The sequence below is a fragment of the Methanosarcina barkeri MS genome (genome assembly GCF_000970025.1).
Lineage (GTDB): Archaea > Halobacteriota > Methanosarcinia > Methanosarcinales > Methanosarcinaceae > Methanosarcina > Methanosarcina barkeri.
In genome coordinates, this window is the sequence record NZ_CP009528.1 from 1 (window position 1) to 15,736 (window position 15,736).

The window sequence follows — 15,736 nt, forward strand, 5'->3', positions numbered from 1 at the left end:
TATTTAGGGTCTAAATCTTTTCCAGTGGAAATATGGGGGTCTTTACCATAACAATTAATACGGTGTACTTCCATTGGATCTACTGCAAATATAGCTTAAAATTACTTGCTTATAAACCAATTTCATCCAAAATTTTGATAAAAGAAGATCCGGAATATATATTTTATCTGGCTTGCGAGGTATCTTAACACTTAAGATTCGCCCGCCATTTTATCAGTAATTAGTAGAAAATGAGAGCTTCATGTATTAACTATAAGAAAGATATATCTTCTATCCCTTTCTCCTCATTATCAGGATTCATAGGGTTTTTCATAAAGGTACAAACAATAATGAAGTAAAATCTCAGAAATCCTAAAATAAATTTTAATTCCAGACATCGAGAGTTAAGACTTCGGAATTAAGAGTTTAACCTTTCTCTCTTTCCCTCTTTCCAAAGTCCATTACATGAATCCCATTTACAACTCCCCTAATCCCTTGATGATTATTACAATAATTATTTAAACTTGCTAAACGGCTATTGTAAGATCAATCTAAAGCTTGTCAAGTAGTTGTGGTTATAGTTGTCTAAGCATTTGAAGAGGAAACTCAAAAAAGAAACTCTAAAAAAGACAGCTCTAAAAAACATAACTCGAAAAATGTAGCCAAAAACACAATATTCAATAGATGTGGATTCGAGGATTAAGTTGGCTGCAGACTATGAAATTTTTCATGATATCAGGCAGTAGTAAAATGCTTAAAATTAAAACACTAAATTAAAAACGTTTAAAATTAAAAACGTTTAAAATTAAAACACTAAATTAAAAACGTTTAAAATTAAAAACGTTTAAAATTAAAACACTTAAAATTAAAACACTAAATTAAAAACGTTTAAAATTAAAACACTTAAAATTAAAACACTAAATTAAAAACGTTTAAAATTAAAACACTTAAAATTAAAACACTAAATTAAAAACGTTTAAAATTAAAACACTTAAAATTAAAACACGAAAAAATCAATATTAGTATTACAAAAATAAAAATTAAAGTAATTCAAAGAAAAGGTAGACAGAGTTTACCAACCATGTCAATTTATTACATAATTTATTTAGTAAAATTACTGTATCAATTAGTATCAATTAGTTTGACATGAAATGATTTGCATTGTATTAATCATCTGCGTTAGAATTATCTTAATTCCTTAAATGCTTAACATTATAATTTTTATAGAGGATCTTCATGATAAAAGCTCAATCATTAGACGGCTTATTCGAAAAATTACTTGACGGTAAATCAATTTTCAAAAATAAAGAAGTACTTCGGCCTTCTTACACTCCTGACCTTTTATTGCACAGAAATGAGCAAATTAACAGTCTTGCAACAATCTTGGTTTCTGCACTCCGAGGAGAGACTCCTTCCAATGTACTTATTTATGGGAAAACCGGGACAGGAAAAACAGCGGTTACCCGTTATGTTGGAAAAGAACTTGAAAGGGTAAGTGAAGACAAATCACTTTTTTGTTCGGTTGTTTATATTAATTGTGAAGTAATTGATACACAGTACCGTCTTCTTGCAAATCTTGCCAGACATTTCGAAGAAGATGTTCCTATGACCGGATGGCCTACTGACCAGGTTTTCATGAAATTCAAGGAGGCAATCGATTCCAAAGAGCAGGTCATTGTCATAATTCTGGATGAAATCGATAAGCTGATCAAAAAAGGTGATGATGTTCTTTATAACCTATCGAGAATCAATACAGACTTGCAGAGAGCCAAAGTCAGTATGATCGGTGTTTCAAATGATTTGAAATTCACTGAATTTCTGGATCCAAGGGTCAAAAGTTCCCTGGGTGAAGAAGAACTGATTTTCCCTCCTTATGATGCTGAACAGATAAGCGATATCCTGAAGCAAAGAGCAAAAATGGCTTACACTGACGGCTCTCTCGGTGAGATGGTAATTCCCTTATGCGCTGCTTTTGCAGCTCAGGAACACGGCGATGCAAGGCGCGCACTCGACCTCCTGCGGGTCTCGGGGGAAATTGCAGAAAGGGAAAACCAGCCTCAGGTTCTTGAAGAGCACGTAAGGCGCGCTCAGGAAAAAATCGAAGTTGATCGCGTAGTCGAAGTGGTAAGAACCCTTCCAACGCAGTCCAAACTCGTACTCTATAGTATCATTCTTTTGCGGAGCCGGGGCAGAGAAGGTAAGAATGTCACAACAGGCGAGATGTATAATGTTTATCGTCAGCTCTGTCACCATATTGATGTGGATATCCTTACCCAGCGCAGGGTTACCGATCTCATGTCCGAACTTGATATGCTGGGCATAGTCAACGCAGTGGTTGTAAGTAAAGGCCGTTATGGTCGAACGAAAGAAATTTCATTGAGCGTTCCAGTAGAAAGTACCCGTAAAGTACTTCTTGAGGATTACAGGCTCAAACCTCTGGTAGATTTCAAGGCGTCAGTTTTCAGCAAGATGTTTTCATAAAGATAGGCATGTTTTCATAGGAATGGTGCGTGTCTTCATAGGAATAAGGCATGTTTTCATAAGGATGAGACTTTCATATTTTTCGTCCTGGTCTTTTTGGCCCACATGCTAACTTCTCACTTTTTCAGGTTTTTCCTGACTTTTTTATCTTTCTTACTTCAGGTCTTTAAGTCTTCTCTAACTTCCACTACTTCAGGTTTTTTGACTTTCTTTACTTTCAGCTTTTCAGTTTTTTCGCGTTCCAGCCTTGCTACAGCTTATTTTTATCATTCATTATTAGTTTTCAGGAAATAATATATACGATCCTGTGATTTGACTAGAATTATATCGTCTTACAGTTAGCTTATGGGTTCGATTATTCAACTTACTATTTAATTTATAATTTTAACTCTATTGAGCTTTGAAATTAAGATTCAGTATATCCATGTTTCTGTTCAAACCTAATAATTCAATAGTTCAAACCTAATAATTCAATAGTTCAAACCTAATAATTCAATAGTTCAAACCTAATAATTCAATAGTTCAAACCTAATAATTCAATAGTTCAAACCCGATAATCTATGATTCAATAGTTTAAATCCAGTAGTCCATGATTTAATAATTCAAATCCAATAATTTAAGATTCAATAATTCAAATCCAATAATTTAAGATTCAATAATTCGAATCCAATGATTAGTGATTAGACAATTTGAATCCAATGATTCACTATCCAATAATTCAAGTTAATAATTCAGGTCTAATGTCTCAAATTATTAGTTTTAATTCAATTAAAGTTTAAAGGGTAATTTTTGATGAAAATAATAGCGTTCGTAGGCATGCCAGCATCTGGAAAGTCGGAAGCTGCCAGAATTGCTGCTGAAATGGACATTCCCGTTATTAACATGGGTGATGTGATCCGGAAGGAAGTTTCAAGGCGTGGGCTTGAACCCAATGATTCCAACACCGGAATGGTTGCAACACAGCTTCGCAAATGCGAGGGTATGGATGCAGTCGCAGTACGCTGCATTTCCCAAATTATAGATGCTGGCTCTGGCCTTGTTGTTGTGGATGGGGTGCGCGGAATTGCCGAAGTGGAATGCTTCAGGCGAGAATTCGGAGAAGGTTTTATTCTGATTTCGATTTACGCTCCTATTGAAATCCGCTTTTCCAGGGTTCAGAAACGAGGCAGAAGTGATGATATGAATAGTATAGAAGGGCTTCGCAACCGGGACGAACGAGAACTCGGCTGGGGAATGGGAAAAGCTATAGAGGCAGCAAATATCGAAATTGAAAATAATTCCACTCTGGAAATTTTCAAAAAGGATGTTGTTGAAGTTTTGAGCAACTACTTAGGAAAAAACCCCATTGAGTAACTCTCTTGAGTATATTTCTGAAAAAATTCAAAATTCTTGAATAAATCCTTTTTAAATTACTGGAGTAAATTTATGATACATGTTAAGGTTTCAGCAGCTGTATATCCTACAGAAGACTCGGAAAAGGTTATCAAAGCAGTCTCTTTCCTTTTTACTGATATTGAACTTGAGCAGAAAGATATTGAGACCACTGGATCAGAACCAGGGTTTTATCCTTCCTTTTTCCTTTCAGGGGAAGGAGGAATTGACATTCTGCAAACCCTGCATGAGCTTATTCGCAGGGAAGAAATTATAGATAGCGTTCGCAATAAAGCTTTCAGTAAAGGTTTATCCAGCGACGGGCTTTCGGTTTGTTTTTCGCTTAACAAACAGGCTGCTTTTGTCGGAATTCCCAGTGTTCCTGCACAGGAAGAACCTCTTGGATCTATTGAAATCATTATCAGAGTTGATTCTCAGGAAGAAATGGAAAGACTTTTTGAATGGCTTTTGCCTCTTACTGAAGAAGGAAAACCTGTCGTTGAGGTAGAAATGGATTATGTGGAGAGGGATTGAAGGACCTTAATACATTTAACACAACATACATTTATTTCTCTATATGTTTTTAGTATATTGTTAATGTCTCTGATATTTTGTAAAGCTGAGATCGTAAATAGTTCACTCAACTCGTTCACTCAATTCGTTTATTGAAACTGTTCATTAAAACCGTTCATTAAATTCGTTCACTCAATTCGTTTATTGAAACTGTTCATTAAAACCGTTCATTAAATTCGTTCACTCAATTCGTTTATTAAACTCGTTCATTAAAACCGTTCATTAAATTCGTTCATTAAATTCGTTCATTAAATTCGTTCATTAAATTCGTTCATTAAATTCGTTCATTAAATTCGTTCATTAAATTCGTTCATTAAATTCGTTCATTAAATTCGTTCAGTTAAATATATCTCAGTTCTCGCTAGATGACGTATATTGATAAATGAAAAGGAATGAACTTTCATCATGCAATTGCATAGAATTAGCTATTCTTCGCGTGCAGTCGTTGAAGACCCTTTCAAATGGGCTTACACGCTTGAAGACCATGGGTATACCGGTTGGGAAATCGTACAGGAAGGTTCTCAGTGCCTGAACAGCAAGAACATTCAGAATTTGAAAAATATCAGTGAAACCACAGACCTTGAATTAACTCTGCACCTGCCCTTCTCGGATATGAATCTGGCAGGTCTGAACGACTCAATAAGGGCAGAAGTCATCAGGCAGATGGAGCACTACCTGACTCTTGCCTCTAACTATGTCAATTTAGCTGTAGTACATCCTGGTTATCTTTCCCCTTATGGCACGCAGGTTCCACAGAAAGCATATTTTACCAATCTTGCTTCTCTCCAGGAAATATGTGACTTTGCTGCGGATTTTGGAATTCTTGTTGCTGTCGAAAATATGCCCGACATGCCGAAAATCTTTGGAAAATATCCTGACGAGATGCTTGAGATGCTTGAATCCATTGGAAGCCATAATGTGGGTTTTACTTTCGATGTAGGACACGCAAACACTGTAGGGCTTATTGACGACTTTCTGGAACTTTTTAACGAAAAAATCTCTCATGTGCATATCCATGACAACATGGGTAAAAAAGATGAACATCTACCTCTTGGAAAAGGCATAATAGACTGGAAGCAAGTTATGGAAAAACTTTCGGATTATAAAGGAATTTTCGTTACCGAGATGAGTTCTGTAGAGGAAGGAATTGAGAGCCTTGAGTTTTTAAGAAATCTGTAAGATTTAGAGAATCTGTCAGCTTTAAGGTTTCTATTTTCCACACCTTTATTTTTTCATTTTCTTCTATTTTTCGTCTTTCTTTATTGTCTCAGTTTTTTCACTCAGTTAATTTTCTTTCCTGTAATTCTCTTTCTTGTAATTTTCTTTCCTGTAATTCTCTTTCCTGTAATTCTCTTTCTTGTAATTCTCTTTCCTGTAACTCTTTTTCATTCAAGTATCTGGCCCAGTCGCCGTGCTCGATTCTTTCTGATTCAGGTTTCTCATCATAAACGTAGATAAAGCCCCTGAATTTCTGCTCACCAATTTCTAGATCCACATATTCCCTGTGGTATCCTCCGAAAAGTTCCATATAATCAATTGATTTGGCAATTTCAAGTTGTTGTTTTCCTGAAAACCTGCGTACTTCAGCTAAAACACAGGAATTTTCCAAAGGGTAGATGCCGGGATAAGGGCCTAGGGAGTAAAGAGCGTATCCGTTTACCTTTGTTGTACCCAGAAACTCTGACCTGTTTTGCAGATCAAAACGACGGCTATTGTAAAGCCCGTTTCTGAGACTGCCGTATAGTGCCATGATAAGCTCTTCGCCTTTAGGTTTCTGGTAAGAACGCTGCCAGCAGACATTTCTGTGAAAAACATTTCCATAGAGAGTCTTATCTTTTACTTTACTCTCTCTGTCTTCACAAGTAGCTTCATTTTTTCTTGAATCCTCTTCCATATTATACCCTTAAAAGAATTATTTAATAAAAAATTTAAAAGAATTATTTAATAAAAAATTTATAAAATACTTATTTCATAAAGCCATAACCTGCAAACCGCTGAGGCAGGTCAAGATTTGCCAGTAGGAAACGATCTTCTTTACTGTAAGCTACTTTTTTGTTACCTAAAAGTTCCATTACGCAGGTACTGCCAGGCTTTACCTCTTTTACTTCCTGCCCATCAACCAGGATTTTCTCAACACGTACAGGTTCGGACTGCAGGCCAACAAAGAGATGAAGTACACTTGAGGTTTCAATTGCTCGCGTGAATTTTGAGATGGTGCATTCAAGGACATAATCGGTACTTATGATTTCTTTATCGGAGATAATAAATCCTCTTTCTATATCTTTGGCCTGCACGTTTTTAAGACGCATTCCTACTCTGGTGCCTGTGGGTGCACTGTCAATATCCACATCGTGGCTCTGGATAGATCGGATTTCAATGTCTCTATCCATCGGGAAAATTTTAGTCTTGTCCTTGTCTTTTGAAATCCCCTGTTTGACAACTCCAAGAACAACGCAGCCTTTTCCAGTAACATTGAATGCATGGTCTATAAACACTCTTACAGGCAGACTATTCAGCTCAGCCTGTTCAGCTTCGATTTTTTCCGAGATCTCGGAAATTTTAGCTTTGAGGTCTTCCACACCCTCAAAAGGATTTTTTGCACCTTTGTTTGTATTCAGGGAAATACATTCCCAATCCTGAAGGGAAGTGCCCGCAGTCATCAGTTTTATTTTCTTTTTCAGCTCATCGATTGCATACATATGTGTACTGTCGGACTTTGTCAGGACAATAATTCCATGCTTAAGGCCGAGCAGATCCAGGGCAACAATGCATTCTCCGGTATGAACACTTGCAGGATTATTCCTATCAAGGCCGTCAGGAGGGACACAGAGGACTGCCATATCTGAGATATTCAGTGCCGTAATCAGGGATTTTAAAGCTTTGGGATAGCCGTGCGAGTCTACAAAAACCATTTTCCGGCTCTCCTTAGCGTTATTATACATAGTTATGTCGGAGGATGTTCCTTTTTTCCCCAGGTTTGCGGCAAGGGAGGTTCTTCCACTCTTTTCCGTCCCGATAATTGCAACGTTTGTCATACTGGATTCCTTCTAGTTCTTTGTAGTTCCTTTTAATTTCTTATAATTTCTTATAATCCCTTTTAATCCCTTTTAATTTCTTGAGCTGCATGTTATTAATAACTCTGAATTTACAAGGTATTATAAATCTGAACCTATATCTGGTATAATGCATCTGGTATAATGCATCTGGTATAATTATACTGTAATATATTTCTTTTCGAAACACTTTAAAAAAGTTCTTAAATACAAAAGTTCTCAAAAATTCAAATCTTAAAACACAATCTGGTAGGAAAAGATCACCAGGTTTCGCCCTGCCAGATTGCTTGAGTTTTATCGTTAGTACTTTTATTAATCTTTTTTATAATTACCAGATACTCTTCCCCTACTAACTGAGGCTCTTCAAAAATTGCATCTATCCCGAGTCTTTTAAGATAATCTTCGAACTCGGCTGCAGTTTTTAGATCCTTTACCCGGATCTTTGCTTCTTCATATAAACGCTGACCGTTTTTTACACTTAGGATGGATTCACTGAGAGGGCCAAGTATACTCTTCCCTAGCTGCATGCAGCGTTTTTCAAACTCGGCTTTATTTTCTTTCCATTCAACTGTTTGGAAACCTTCTCTGACAATCCGGGAAAGCATATAGTCTCTGCCGGTCTCATTGTAAAACTTAAAGGCATGCCTGAGATCCGAGCAATTACTCTGGGAAGAGGTATATTTTAATGGAGAAAGAACCATTTCCGGATCTTTTATTACGACGCCTTCATGTTCTTTTTCTCCAAGTTCCCGGATGATTTTTCCGATTTCTTTAGCAGCAGTTTCGAGAGGAATTTCTTTGAAGAACTTTACCTGGAAAAAGCCGTACTTTTCCAGAATTTCCTGCTTCCGGTTTATTGGAATAGGCTTGCCGCTGTTTTTCTCCCGAATATCAAAGATGTAAAACTCTACCGATTCAATGCCATAGATATCTTTTGGAACATAAGGATTGTCCGGGCCTATCATTTCTCCATAAAGTACAAGTCCAGGGAAATCATCAAAAAATTTCAGATTCAATTTCTCTTTTGCTTTTTGAGTCGTATAAGGGCAGATATATCCACTCCGGGTAATTGCAATGATTTCGTCTTTTGCAATCGCTATGCGGACATTATACCCATTCATTTTTTCTTCCACGGCCACTTTTTCAAGGCCGCTAAAGTGCTTTTTAATCGTGGGATCCAGTACCATGGCTCTCCGGATTTTTGGGAAACCCATAATGATTTCGAAAGAACCGTCTTTCTCATAAAGCACGGTTCCCCTTTCGATATGGGAGATCTCCTTATCGAAGCGGAATAGATATTCATATTTTCCCCAATTCTGGGCAAGATAGTTCTTCTCAAAAAGGTGCTGAACCCTTTCCTTATCAAACCCCAGGAAACTGGCAAGCCTAGCTATAAATTGAGGATCTATTTCCTCGTTCCCCTCTCTACTCATGTTTATTTATCTGTTTTCAAGCCTGAAATAAGTTATCGTTCTCAGGCATGTCTTCGAATGACACATTTTCAGAGTATCTGGTTTTAGGTATAATTCTCAGGTGTAGATATCTGGTATAATTCTCAGGTGTAGATATCTGGTATAATTCTCAGGTGTAGATATCTGGTATAATTCTCTGGTGTGGGTATCTGGTGCGATTCTCAGGTGTGTGTATCAGTACATAACCTGTTTTTACCGATTTCTTGAGAAACAAATTGGGAAATGTCTCAGTGCATTGAAAATGTTTTTAAGTATTTGGCTTATAATCTGTTACATCTAATTTGCAAAAAGATTGGAGAGTATAATATGGCAGATGAGATTGACTATGAGATTATCGGCAACGATATGCAGATAGTTGAAATTGAGCTTGATCCTGAAGAAGCCGTTCAAGCAGAAGCCGGGGCTATGGCTTATATGGGGCCCGGAATTCAGATGCAGACCAGTATGGGTAATGAAGGTAGTGGGCTTTTCGGAGGTCTCAAAAAAGGACTTAAAAGGGCCTTGACAGGAGAAAGTTTCTTCATTACAAGCTTTGTTCAAAAAGGTTCCGGAAAAGGGCATGTAGCTTTTGCGGCTCCTTATCCAGGAAAGATTATTCCCCTTGATCTCACAAAGTTCGGAGGCGGTCTCCTCTGTCAGAAAGACTCATTTCTCTGTGCTGCTCGCGGAGTAGAAATAGAAGTAGCTTTCACCCGCAAGCTTGGAGTAGGCTTTTTCAGTGGCGAAGGTTTTATCCTGCAGAGATTGAAGGGTGATGGTCTGGCCTTTCTCCATATAGGGGGCACAGTTATAAGAAAAGATCTAGCAGTTGGTGAGACTTATCGTGTCGATACAGGCTGTGTGGCAGCTTTCACTGAAACCGTAACCTATGATATAACTTGGTCAAAAAACTTTAAAAACGCCCTTTTCGGTGGTGAAGGAGTTGTTCTTGCAACTCTTACAGGCCCTGGCACGGTGTACATGCAGAGTCTGCCTTTCTCCCGCCTTGCTGACAGAATCTTTGCAGCCTCTGCCTTTGGTAACCGGGAAGAACAAAATGGCGTTGCTGGGACTGGTATCCTGGGGGGCCTCATTGGTGGAGATAGATCATTCTAAAAATGGGAAATTGTTCTAAACAAAAAAATATTCTAAAAAGGTAATTGGTTTTTAAATCGAGTTCGTCTTAAAGAGGAATGCATTGTAAAATAGAACCCCTTCTTAAATGGGATTAAAGTAGAATTTGTTTTAAAGCAAGAAATAAGTCCAAGGGAAAGGGTAGAAATTCAAAAGAAATTGTAAAATCCAAAAGAAATTGTAAAATCCAAAAGAAATTGTAAAATTCAAAAGAAATTGTAAAATTCAAAAGAAATTGTAAAATCCAAAAGAAATTGTAAAATCCAAAAGAAATTGTAAAATCCAAAAGAAATTGTAAAGTTCAAAAGAAATTGTAAAGTTCAAAGGAAATTGTAAAGTTCAAAAAGGCCTGTTTTTAAGAAAGCAGGCCTTTTTTTAATTACTGGCTTTCAGGATTTCACTTAAGTTTTTTCTGGCTCTCTTTCTCTGGTTTTGAGCTTATTTCTCAAGTGTATTTATTACATTTCTGCGGGCCAGGAAACCAGCAAGTTCATCATCCAAGCTAAGGACTGGAACACCTCCTACATCGTGTTCTAGCATTGTCCTAACAGCTTCTTCAAGCGGAGTATTGGTATAGACACTAATCACACTACGGGTCATAATATCCCCTACCAATAGGTTCTTGATCCTTGAATCCTGCTGATTATCAGCCACCAGATCTCTGAAAGAACGCATGGCAAAGGCAATATCGTCTTCAGCAATAATGCCTACAAGTTTTCCGTTTTCAATTACTGGCAGCCTTCCTACATCTTTGTCAAGGATAAGTCTCCTAGCGTGGCTAACCCTCTCAGATGAACTGATAACTACAGGACTTTTTTCCATTACTTCCCCGGCAAAGCCTGTGAAGTGGTTTAGTTCCATGAATTCTTGGGGTGTCACCCAGCCCAGAGCTTTTCCATTATCAGTGACAATAATTACGCCACCAGTCTTTTTCATCAGGGTAAGAACATCCTTGGTATCGGTATCAGGCAGAACCTTTACAAAATTGTCGGATACGGCTGTTGCAACATGCAGAGAGGATGCAGGTTTACTCAGTTTCTTACGAGTCCCTAGCTGCTCTGTCAGACTTCTCATTGTAAGTACACCGATTATCTGGTCGTCGTGAACTACCAGCAGACGTTTTGTGTTTTTCTTTTCCATTAGATCCAGAGCGTGAGATATAGTGTCTGACTTATCAATCCTGTATGGCTGTACCATTATGTCTTTAGCTTGCATGCAATTCACCTCATGCGTATCCAGAATTTTCAATTATATTTTTCGCAATTCTTCGCGTGTTTTCTTCATCCGTTTCCTACGGTTTAATTCCGTATCCTTTTCTTACTTTGGATGATTTATCTATCGCAGTTTATTGTTTTTTTCGCAGTACATACCTCCACTGCGGTGTTTCAGAGGATGGCTTTCATGATATCGGTTCTGCTTAGTATACCCACTATATCTTCTCCATCACTGACGGGTAATGCAGTCACTCCATCTTCCATCATCTTTTTGGCGGCTGCACTAACATCCTCATTTACGTCAATGGAATTTATTGGAGATATCATGATATCTTCTGCGGTCAAGGGTAACTCTTTTACGTATCTATAGGTCTTCTGGCCTCCAGGAGAGGATTTCCTGGTCATCTTGATATTTTTCATGGAAAGTTCGCCTTGAAAATCAGTTAAGAGATTTAAGGCGAGACTTCTGCTGGAAATAATCCCTACAGGCTTTCCTGCATCGTCTTTAACGATCACTCTTTCAATGTTATTCCTGTTCATTTCGTCAATCACATGGTTGATAGTATGATGCCTGTGAACAGAAATAATATCCTCAGTCATTAATTTAGAGATTTTTGTTTTCATATCCTCTTTATTTTCCGCAACATAGCGCACAAGATCTGTCCTGGTGATAATACCTACAATATCGTTCTTTACCACCGGAATAGTATGCACTCCGTTCTCAAGCATTAAGGCAGCTGCCTGGGAAATAGAGGCTTCAGGATAGATGCTAATAACCGACTCAGTCATCAATAATTTGATAGGGATCTGATCTATCGGTCTTCTCCTCCAGAGAGGTTCAGCCTGAGCCAGACGGTTAGTGATGTCTGATTTTGTAACGATTCCCACTATCTTGTCCTCATTGAGAACAAGCAACGTACTGATTTTATGCCTTAACATCAGTTTTCTCGCACGTGACACGGGTTCTTCTGTGTTTACGACGTACACAGGTGAACTCATGATGTCCGCTACATTCATGAAGTACCTCCTTCACTTTTACAATATATAAGTGTCAATAATTATACTTTTTGAATCGGAAGCAAAAGTTACAATTTTTAGCTATACTCGGTCAACTTTTAAGGAAGTAACCAGTACCTCTTGTTGAAGCGAGAGTTATTTTAATAGGTTCTTATTTTATAAAGTTCTTACTTTAAAATGAGCTACACTTCAAATTCTAAGTACTCAATGTACAGCTTACTTTTCTATCTATCCAGCTAGAGAATTTTCCTTTTCTCCAAATCTCTTGGAAGCTTAATCTCCTTAAAACTTAATCTCCTTAAAACTTAATCTCCTTAAAACTTAATCTCCTTAAAACTTAAATCCGAAGGTTTTTCGGGCTCAATCGACTTAATGCTCAGTTTAATTTTAATTTTCGCTAAACTTAGTTAAGTTCCGTAACAGTTTGAACCAGTAATAGTTTGAACCAGCTTGAACTGCCTGGACAGCCTGGACCAGGTTTAATCAATTGGAATCACCTAATCAATTGATTATGTTCTCAAGTTCATTTAAGAGATCTCAGAAGATCCCTTTCAGTAATAATACCGCGGAGCAGCCCGTTATCCAGGACCGGAAGTGAACCTATCTTTTTCTCAAGCATTATTTCCATTGCTTTTCCCAGGTCTGTACCTGGACCAGTCCATATCAGCTCTCTTGAGACAATAGAACCTACAGGCTGGTCTAGAGCCTCGTGAATGTTTCCTGTTGTTAGCTTACTGAAAGCTTCTCCATTTCCAAGGAAATGGATAATATCAGAGGACGTGATAATTCCTGCGAAGATGCCATCCTTAACTACAGGAAGCCTTCGGAGCCTGTTATCTACCATTACTTTTGCTGCCTGTCCAATGGGTGTATCAGTTGATATCATCTTGACGTTCTCGGTCATATATTCATCAACAGTTCTGTTTGTCACAAGTCCACCCATCAGTTCAAGTGCATTCCTTTCGGTAAAGATTGCGACGACCTGCATGTCACTGTTCACGATTGGCAGACCACCTGTTCTTCTTTCAATCATTGTTGAAACAGCGTCTTTAAAGTCAGCCTGGTCAGATAGATAGGGAATGTCAGTTTCCATGATTTGCCGTACTTCTTCGTTGATCGCAGCTAGAAGGTTACCTTTGAAGCGGTTTTCAACGAGCAGATTCTTTCTTCCGCCCCCAAGAAAATCAATAATATCTACGGAAGTAACTACCCCTTCCAACCTCCGTGTTCCGGCGTTTGTAATAGGAATACGCCTGAACCTCTTTTCAGTCATAATCTTGATTGCGTCCATTATTGTTGCGGTTGGAGGGAGGGTTAATACATTCCTTGTTGCCAGGGCCAGGATTTTTCCCTCATGTTCTGAAATGCGGGATTTAAACTCAGGACCTATTCGCATAGTACCCATGCTGCTAATCGTGTGAGGGTCTTTCTGCTGTGCTTTCTTGGATTTGCTTACACCTGGCTGAACTTTCATCTTATCGACGGACGAAAATGTCGTATTTCTGTTCAATAGGATCACCGAATTCGAGTTGCAGTTAATTGCTTTTTTCGTATTCCATTTCTTCTTTTCCTGCTTTCTTGCAGAAACTTTTCTTGGAGTCTGTAGTTCATTCCTCAACAGACCCAGATTTGCTCCCGGAAAAAATAAAACCTGAAAGCAATTTCTCCCGAATTTTTCCAAAAGGTTTACTTTATCCTATATTTATAATTATTATTAATGATGATCTTTGATGTTATAATCTTTTTGTGTGAAAATTTAATGCTGCTTTCTGCGTTGCATTAATTCTCTTTTAATTCTCTTTTAATTCTCTTTTAATTCTGTGATTAGTTGTTAACCTTTCACCGGATACTTTCATTATATGTTCTTTCAAAGGCGATTTTCTGAGGGTTTTTCAGGCCATACATTGACAATAGATCCCAGAAGGTCCTGTCTATCAACGATTCCAGATACTCTGTCTTTTTCATTTACAATGGTAACTCTTCCGATATCCTGACGAATAATCATCTCAATTGCTTTCTGAATAGAATCCTTTTCTGAAAGTGTATACGTAGGGGTTGACATTATCTTCTCAACTTTTGGGCTTTCATTAGGCCTTGTTCGTCTCTCGTCTTCCACTTCAGTGCGCACAGCACCTGATTTGATTATGTCCCTGCGAGTTATCATTCCAATGGGTTCGCCTTTCTTTGAAACTACAGGAATACCTGTATAATCGGTCTCGAGCATACGCGCCCAGACTACGCTAACTTTGTCCTCTTGTGAACACGTTTTGACTTTTTTCGTCATCACGGCATGCAATGTTTTAGGAATATTTTTTGGAACTTCAACATTTCTGAGAATATCCACATTACTCAGGACTCCAACAACTGTACGGTCCGTAGTTGATTTAACAACGGGAACTCTGTTCTGCTTCGACTGCACCATCAGTTTTGCGGCCTTTATAATATTCATGTCTGGAGTGACTGTAGGGGACTGGCTTGCATACCCGCCTACTGTGACATTCGAGCGTGTAGAGGTAATCCTCAAGATATCCTGGTCACTCAGCATTCCCACAAGCCTGTTTTCTTCGTCAACAACGACAAGGCTTCGAAGAAGGTAATCGCGCATCAGCTGACGGGCGCGAGTCACAAATTCTCCCTCTTTGATACTTACAGGTTCATCTGTCATAATCTCGCTAACGTTCATTGTCTGCCTCCTTATACTCTCTTTAAAAAAAGAATTTCAAAATCGATATCTAAAGACCGTAAGTTACTCGTAGTCCTCGCCTTCTTCTTGCCGGCAGTTTCCGCAAAGGTATCTTCCGTCCACAAGTCTAAGATCATATGAAAAGATATTACAGGATTCGCACATCCCAGTTTGCAAATCTTCTCCCTCTGAAACCTCTTCGATTGATGGGGTGGAAAGGAGAACCTCTCTGTTCATGTCAATAAGTTCTTTAAGGATAGTATTAAGTCCGGGCGTTACTATCAGGATGTCAGTGTTCGAAATCACTCCTACTATTCTACCGTTTTCCAGGACAGGCAGCCTTTTAATATTCGCCTTTAACATGATCTCGGAAGCTTCTACTATACTTGTTTCAGGTTCTACGGTTATTAAGGGGGTTGATAGGATTTCGCTTGCCTTTACCTCACCTGGTTTTTTATCTTCTGTAATAATACCCTTTACAAAGTCCCTTTCAGTTATAATTCCCATGGCTTTGTCATTTTCTGTAATAATGACGCTTCCTGCATCGCGGCTGACCATTTCCCTTGCAATGGCAGGAATATCTGAATTAATGTCCATTATTATGACTGCTTTATTCATGACTTCAGCAACTGAGACTTCTCTTTCAATCTCTCTGCTGTGAATACCAGTACCTATAGCTTTCTCAGCATCGGTGTCCCTTCCCGGTCCATCTGCCATCTACTGCCGTTCCCCCTTTCATTCCGTAAGTCGGCAATTCACAATATAATATTTATGGATAAT

Annotated in this window: 13 protein-coding genes; 5 read left to right on the forward strand and 8 right to left on the reverse strand. The window is 38.2% G+C overall.

Translation table 11 applies throughout. From position 1 onward, the window contains the following. Positions 1–1,215: 1,215 nt before the first annotated feature. From MSBRM_RS00120 to MSBRM_RS00135, 4 genes are all read left to right on the forward strand, one after another. On the forward strand, positions 1,216–2,460 hold the full coding sequence (locus MSBRM_RS00120; RefSeq protein WP_048116303.1) for an ORC1-type DNA replication protein: 1,245 nt from the start codon (positions 1,216–1,218) through the stop codon (positions 2,458–2,460). A 792-nt stretch (positions 2,461–3,252) separates the two neighbouring features. After that, positions 3,253–3,813 (forward strand): dephospho-CoA kinase, encoded by a 561-nt coding sequence (locus MSBRM_RS00125; RefSeq protein ID WP_048116305.1) that lies wholly within the window; start codon positions 3,253–3,255, stop codon positions 3,811–3,813. Between the two features lie 72 nt (positions 3,814–3,885). Then, on the forward strand, positions 3,886–4,365 hold the full coding sequence (locus MSBRM_RS00130; RefSeq protein ID WP_048116307.1) for an RNA-binding domain-containing protein: 480 nt from the start codon (positions 3,886–3,888) through the stop codon (positions 4,363–4,365). A 444-nt stretch (positions 4,366–4,809) separates the two neighbouring features. Next, positions 4,810–5,583 (forward strand): sugar phosphate isomerase/epimerase family protein, encoded by a 774-nt coding sequence (locus MSBRM_RS00135; protein ID WP_048116309.1) that lies wholly within the window; start codon positions 4,810–4,812, stop codon positions 5,581–5,583. A gap of 97 nt (positions 5,584–5,680) precedes the next feature. Here the strand turns inward: MSBRM_RS00135 and MSBRM_RS00140 are convergent, their stop codons facing one another. The 3 genes from MSBRM_RS00140 to MSBRM_RS00150 form a co-directional block, all read right to left on the reverse strand. Next, a complete protein-coding gene (locus MSBRM_RS00140) occupies positions 5,681–6,298 on the reverse strand; it encodes a gamma-glutamylcyclotransferase family protein (RefSeq protein WP_230629053.1) in 618 nt (205 codons plus the stop codon). A gap of 70 nt (positions 6,299–6,368) precedes the next feature. Next, positions 6,369–7,439 (reverse strand): elongation factor Tu, encoded by a 1,071-nt coding sequence (locus tag MSBRM_RS00145; RefSeq protein WP_048116310.1) that lies wholly within the window; start codon positions 7,437–7,439, stop codon positions 6,369–6,371. A gap of 278 nt (positions 7,440–7,717) precedes the next feature. Then, positions 7,718–8,890 (reverse strand): RNA ligase, encoded by a 1,173-nt coding sequence (locus MSBRM_RS00150; protein ID WP_048116311.1) that lies wholly within the window; start codon positions 8,888–8,890, stop codon positions 7,718–7,720. Between the two features lie 345 nt (positions 8,891–9,235). On the opposite strand from MSBRM_RS00150, the gene MSBRM_RS00155 reads away from it, so the two are divergent. After that, positions 9,236–10,024 carry a TIGR00266 family protein gene (locus MSBRM_RS00155; RefSeq protein ID WP_048154008.1) on the forward strand — a complete coding sequence of 263 codons (789 nt, stop codon included), beginning with the start codon at positions 9,236–9,238 and terminating at the stop codon, positions 10,022–10,024. Positions 10,025–10,480: 456 nt separating this feature from the next. On the opposite strand, the gene MSBRM_RS00160 is transcribed toward MSBRM_RS00155, so the two are convergent. The 5 genes from MSBRM_RS00160 to MSBRM_RS00180 all read right to left on the reverse strand — a co-directional run bounded on the left by MSBRM_RS00160 (position 10,481) and on the right by MSBRM_RS00180 (position 15,673). Further along, positions 10,481–11,257, reverse strand: a complete 777-nt coding sequence (locus tag MSBRM_RS00160) for a CBS domain-containing protein (RefSeq protein WP_176722134.1) — start codon at positions 11,255–11,257, stop codon at positions 10,481–10,483. 170 nt (positions 11,258–11,427) lie between these two features. Then, positions 11,428–12,273 (reverse strand): CBS domain-containing protein, encoded by an 846-nt coding sequence (locus MSBRM_RS00165; RefSeq protein WP_011305988.1) that lies wholly within the window; start codon positions 12,271–12,273, stop codon positions 11,428–11,430. Between the two features lie 523 nt (positions 12,274–12,796). Beyond that, positions 12,797–13,792 carry a CBS domain-containing protein gene (locus tag MSBRM_RS00170; protein WP_048122636.1) on the reverse strand — a complete coding sequence of 332 codons (996 nt, stop codon included), beginning with the start codon at positions 13,790–13,792 and terminating at the stop codon, positions 12,797–12,799. 348 nt (positions 13,793–14,140) lie between these two features. After that, positions 14,141–14,956, reverse strand: a complete 816-nt coding sequence (locus MSBRM_RS00175) for a CBS domain-containing protein (protein WP_048154011.1) — start codon at positions 14,954–14,956, stop codon at positions 14,141–14,143. A gap of 63 nt (positions 14,957–15,019) precedes the next feature. Continuing rightward, positions 15,020–15,673, reverse strand: coding sequence for a CBS domain-containing protein (locus MSBRM_RS00180; RefSeq protein WP_048116314.1), 654 nt, complete (start codon positions 15,671–15,673; stop codon positions 15,020–15,022). Positions 15,674–15,736: the final 63 nt, after the last annotated feature.

Coding starts and splice junctions, on each gene's coding strand:
- MSBRM_RS00120 (WP_048116303.1), top strand. CDS start 1,216: ATGATAAAAGCTCAATCATTAGACGGCTTATTCGAAAAATTACTTGAC.
- MSBRM_RS00125 (WP_048116305.1), top strand. CDS start 3,253: ATGAAAATAATAGCGTTCGTAGGCATGCCAGCATCTGGAAAGTCGGAA.
- MSBRM_RS00130 (WP_048116307.1), top strand. CDS start 3,886: ATGATACATGTTAAGGTTTCAGCAGCTGTATATCCTACAGAAGACTCG.
- MSBRM_RS00135 (WP_048116309.1), top strand. CDS start 4,810: ATGCAATTGCATAGAATTAGCTATTCTTCGCGTGCAGTCGTTGAAGAC.
- MSBRM_RS00140 (WP_230629053.1), bottom strand. CDS start 6,298: ATGGAAGAGGATTCAAGAAAAAATGAAGCTACTTGTGAAGACAGAGAG.
- MSBRM_RS00145 (WP_048116310.1), bottom strand. CDS start 7,439: ATGACAAACGTTGCAATTATCGGGACGGAAAAGAGTGGAAGAACCTCC.
- MSBRM_RS00150 (WP_048116311.1), bottom strand. CDS start 8,890: ATGAGTAGAGAGGGGAACGAGGAAATAGATCCTCAATTTATAGCTAGG.
- MSBRM_RS00155 (WP_048154008.1), top strand. CDS start 9,236: ATGGCAGATGAGATTGACTATGAGATTATCGGCAACGATATGCAGATA.
- MSBRM_RS00160 (WP_176722134.1), bottom strand. CDS start 11,257: ATGCAAGCTAAAGACATAATGGTACAGCCATACAGGATTGATAAGTCA.
- MSBRM_RS00165 (WP_011305988.1), bottom strand. CDS start 12,273: ATGAATGTAGCGGACATCATGAGTTCACCTGTGTACGTCGTAAACACA.
- MSBRM_RS00175 (WP_048154011.1), bottom strand. CDS start 14,956: ATGAACGTTAGCGAGATTATGACAGATGAACCTGTAAGTATCAAAGAG.
- MSBRM_RS00180 (WP_048116314.1), bottom strand. CDS start 15,673: ATGGCAGATGGACCGGGAAGGGACACCGATGCTGAGAAAGCTATAGGT.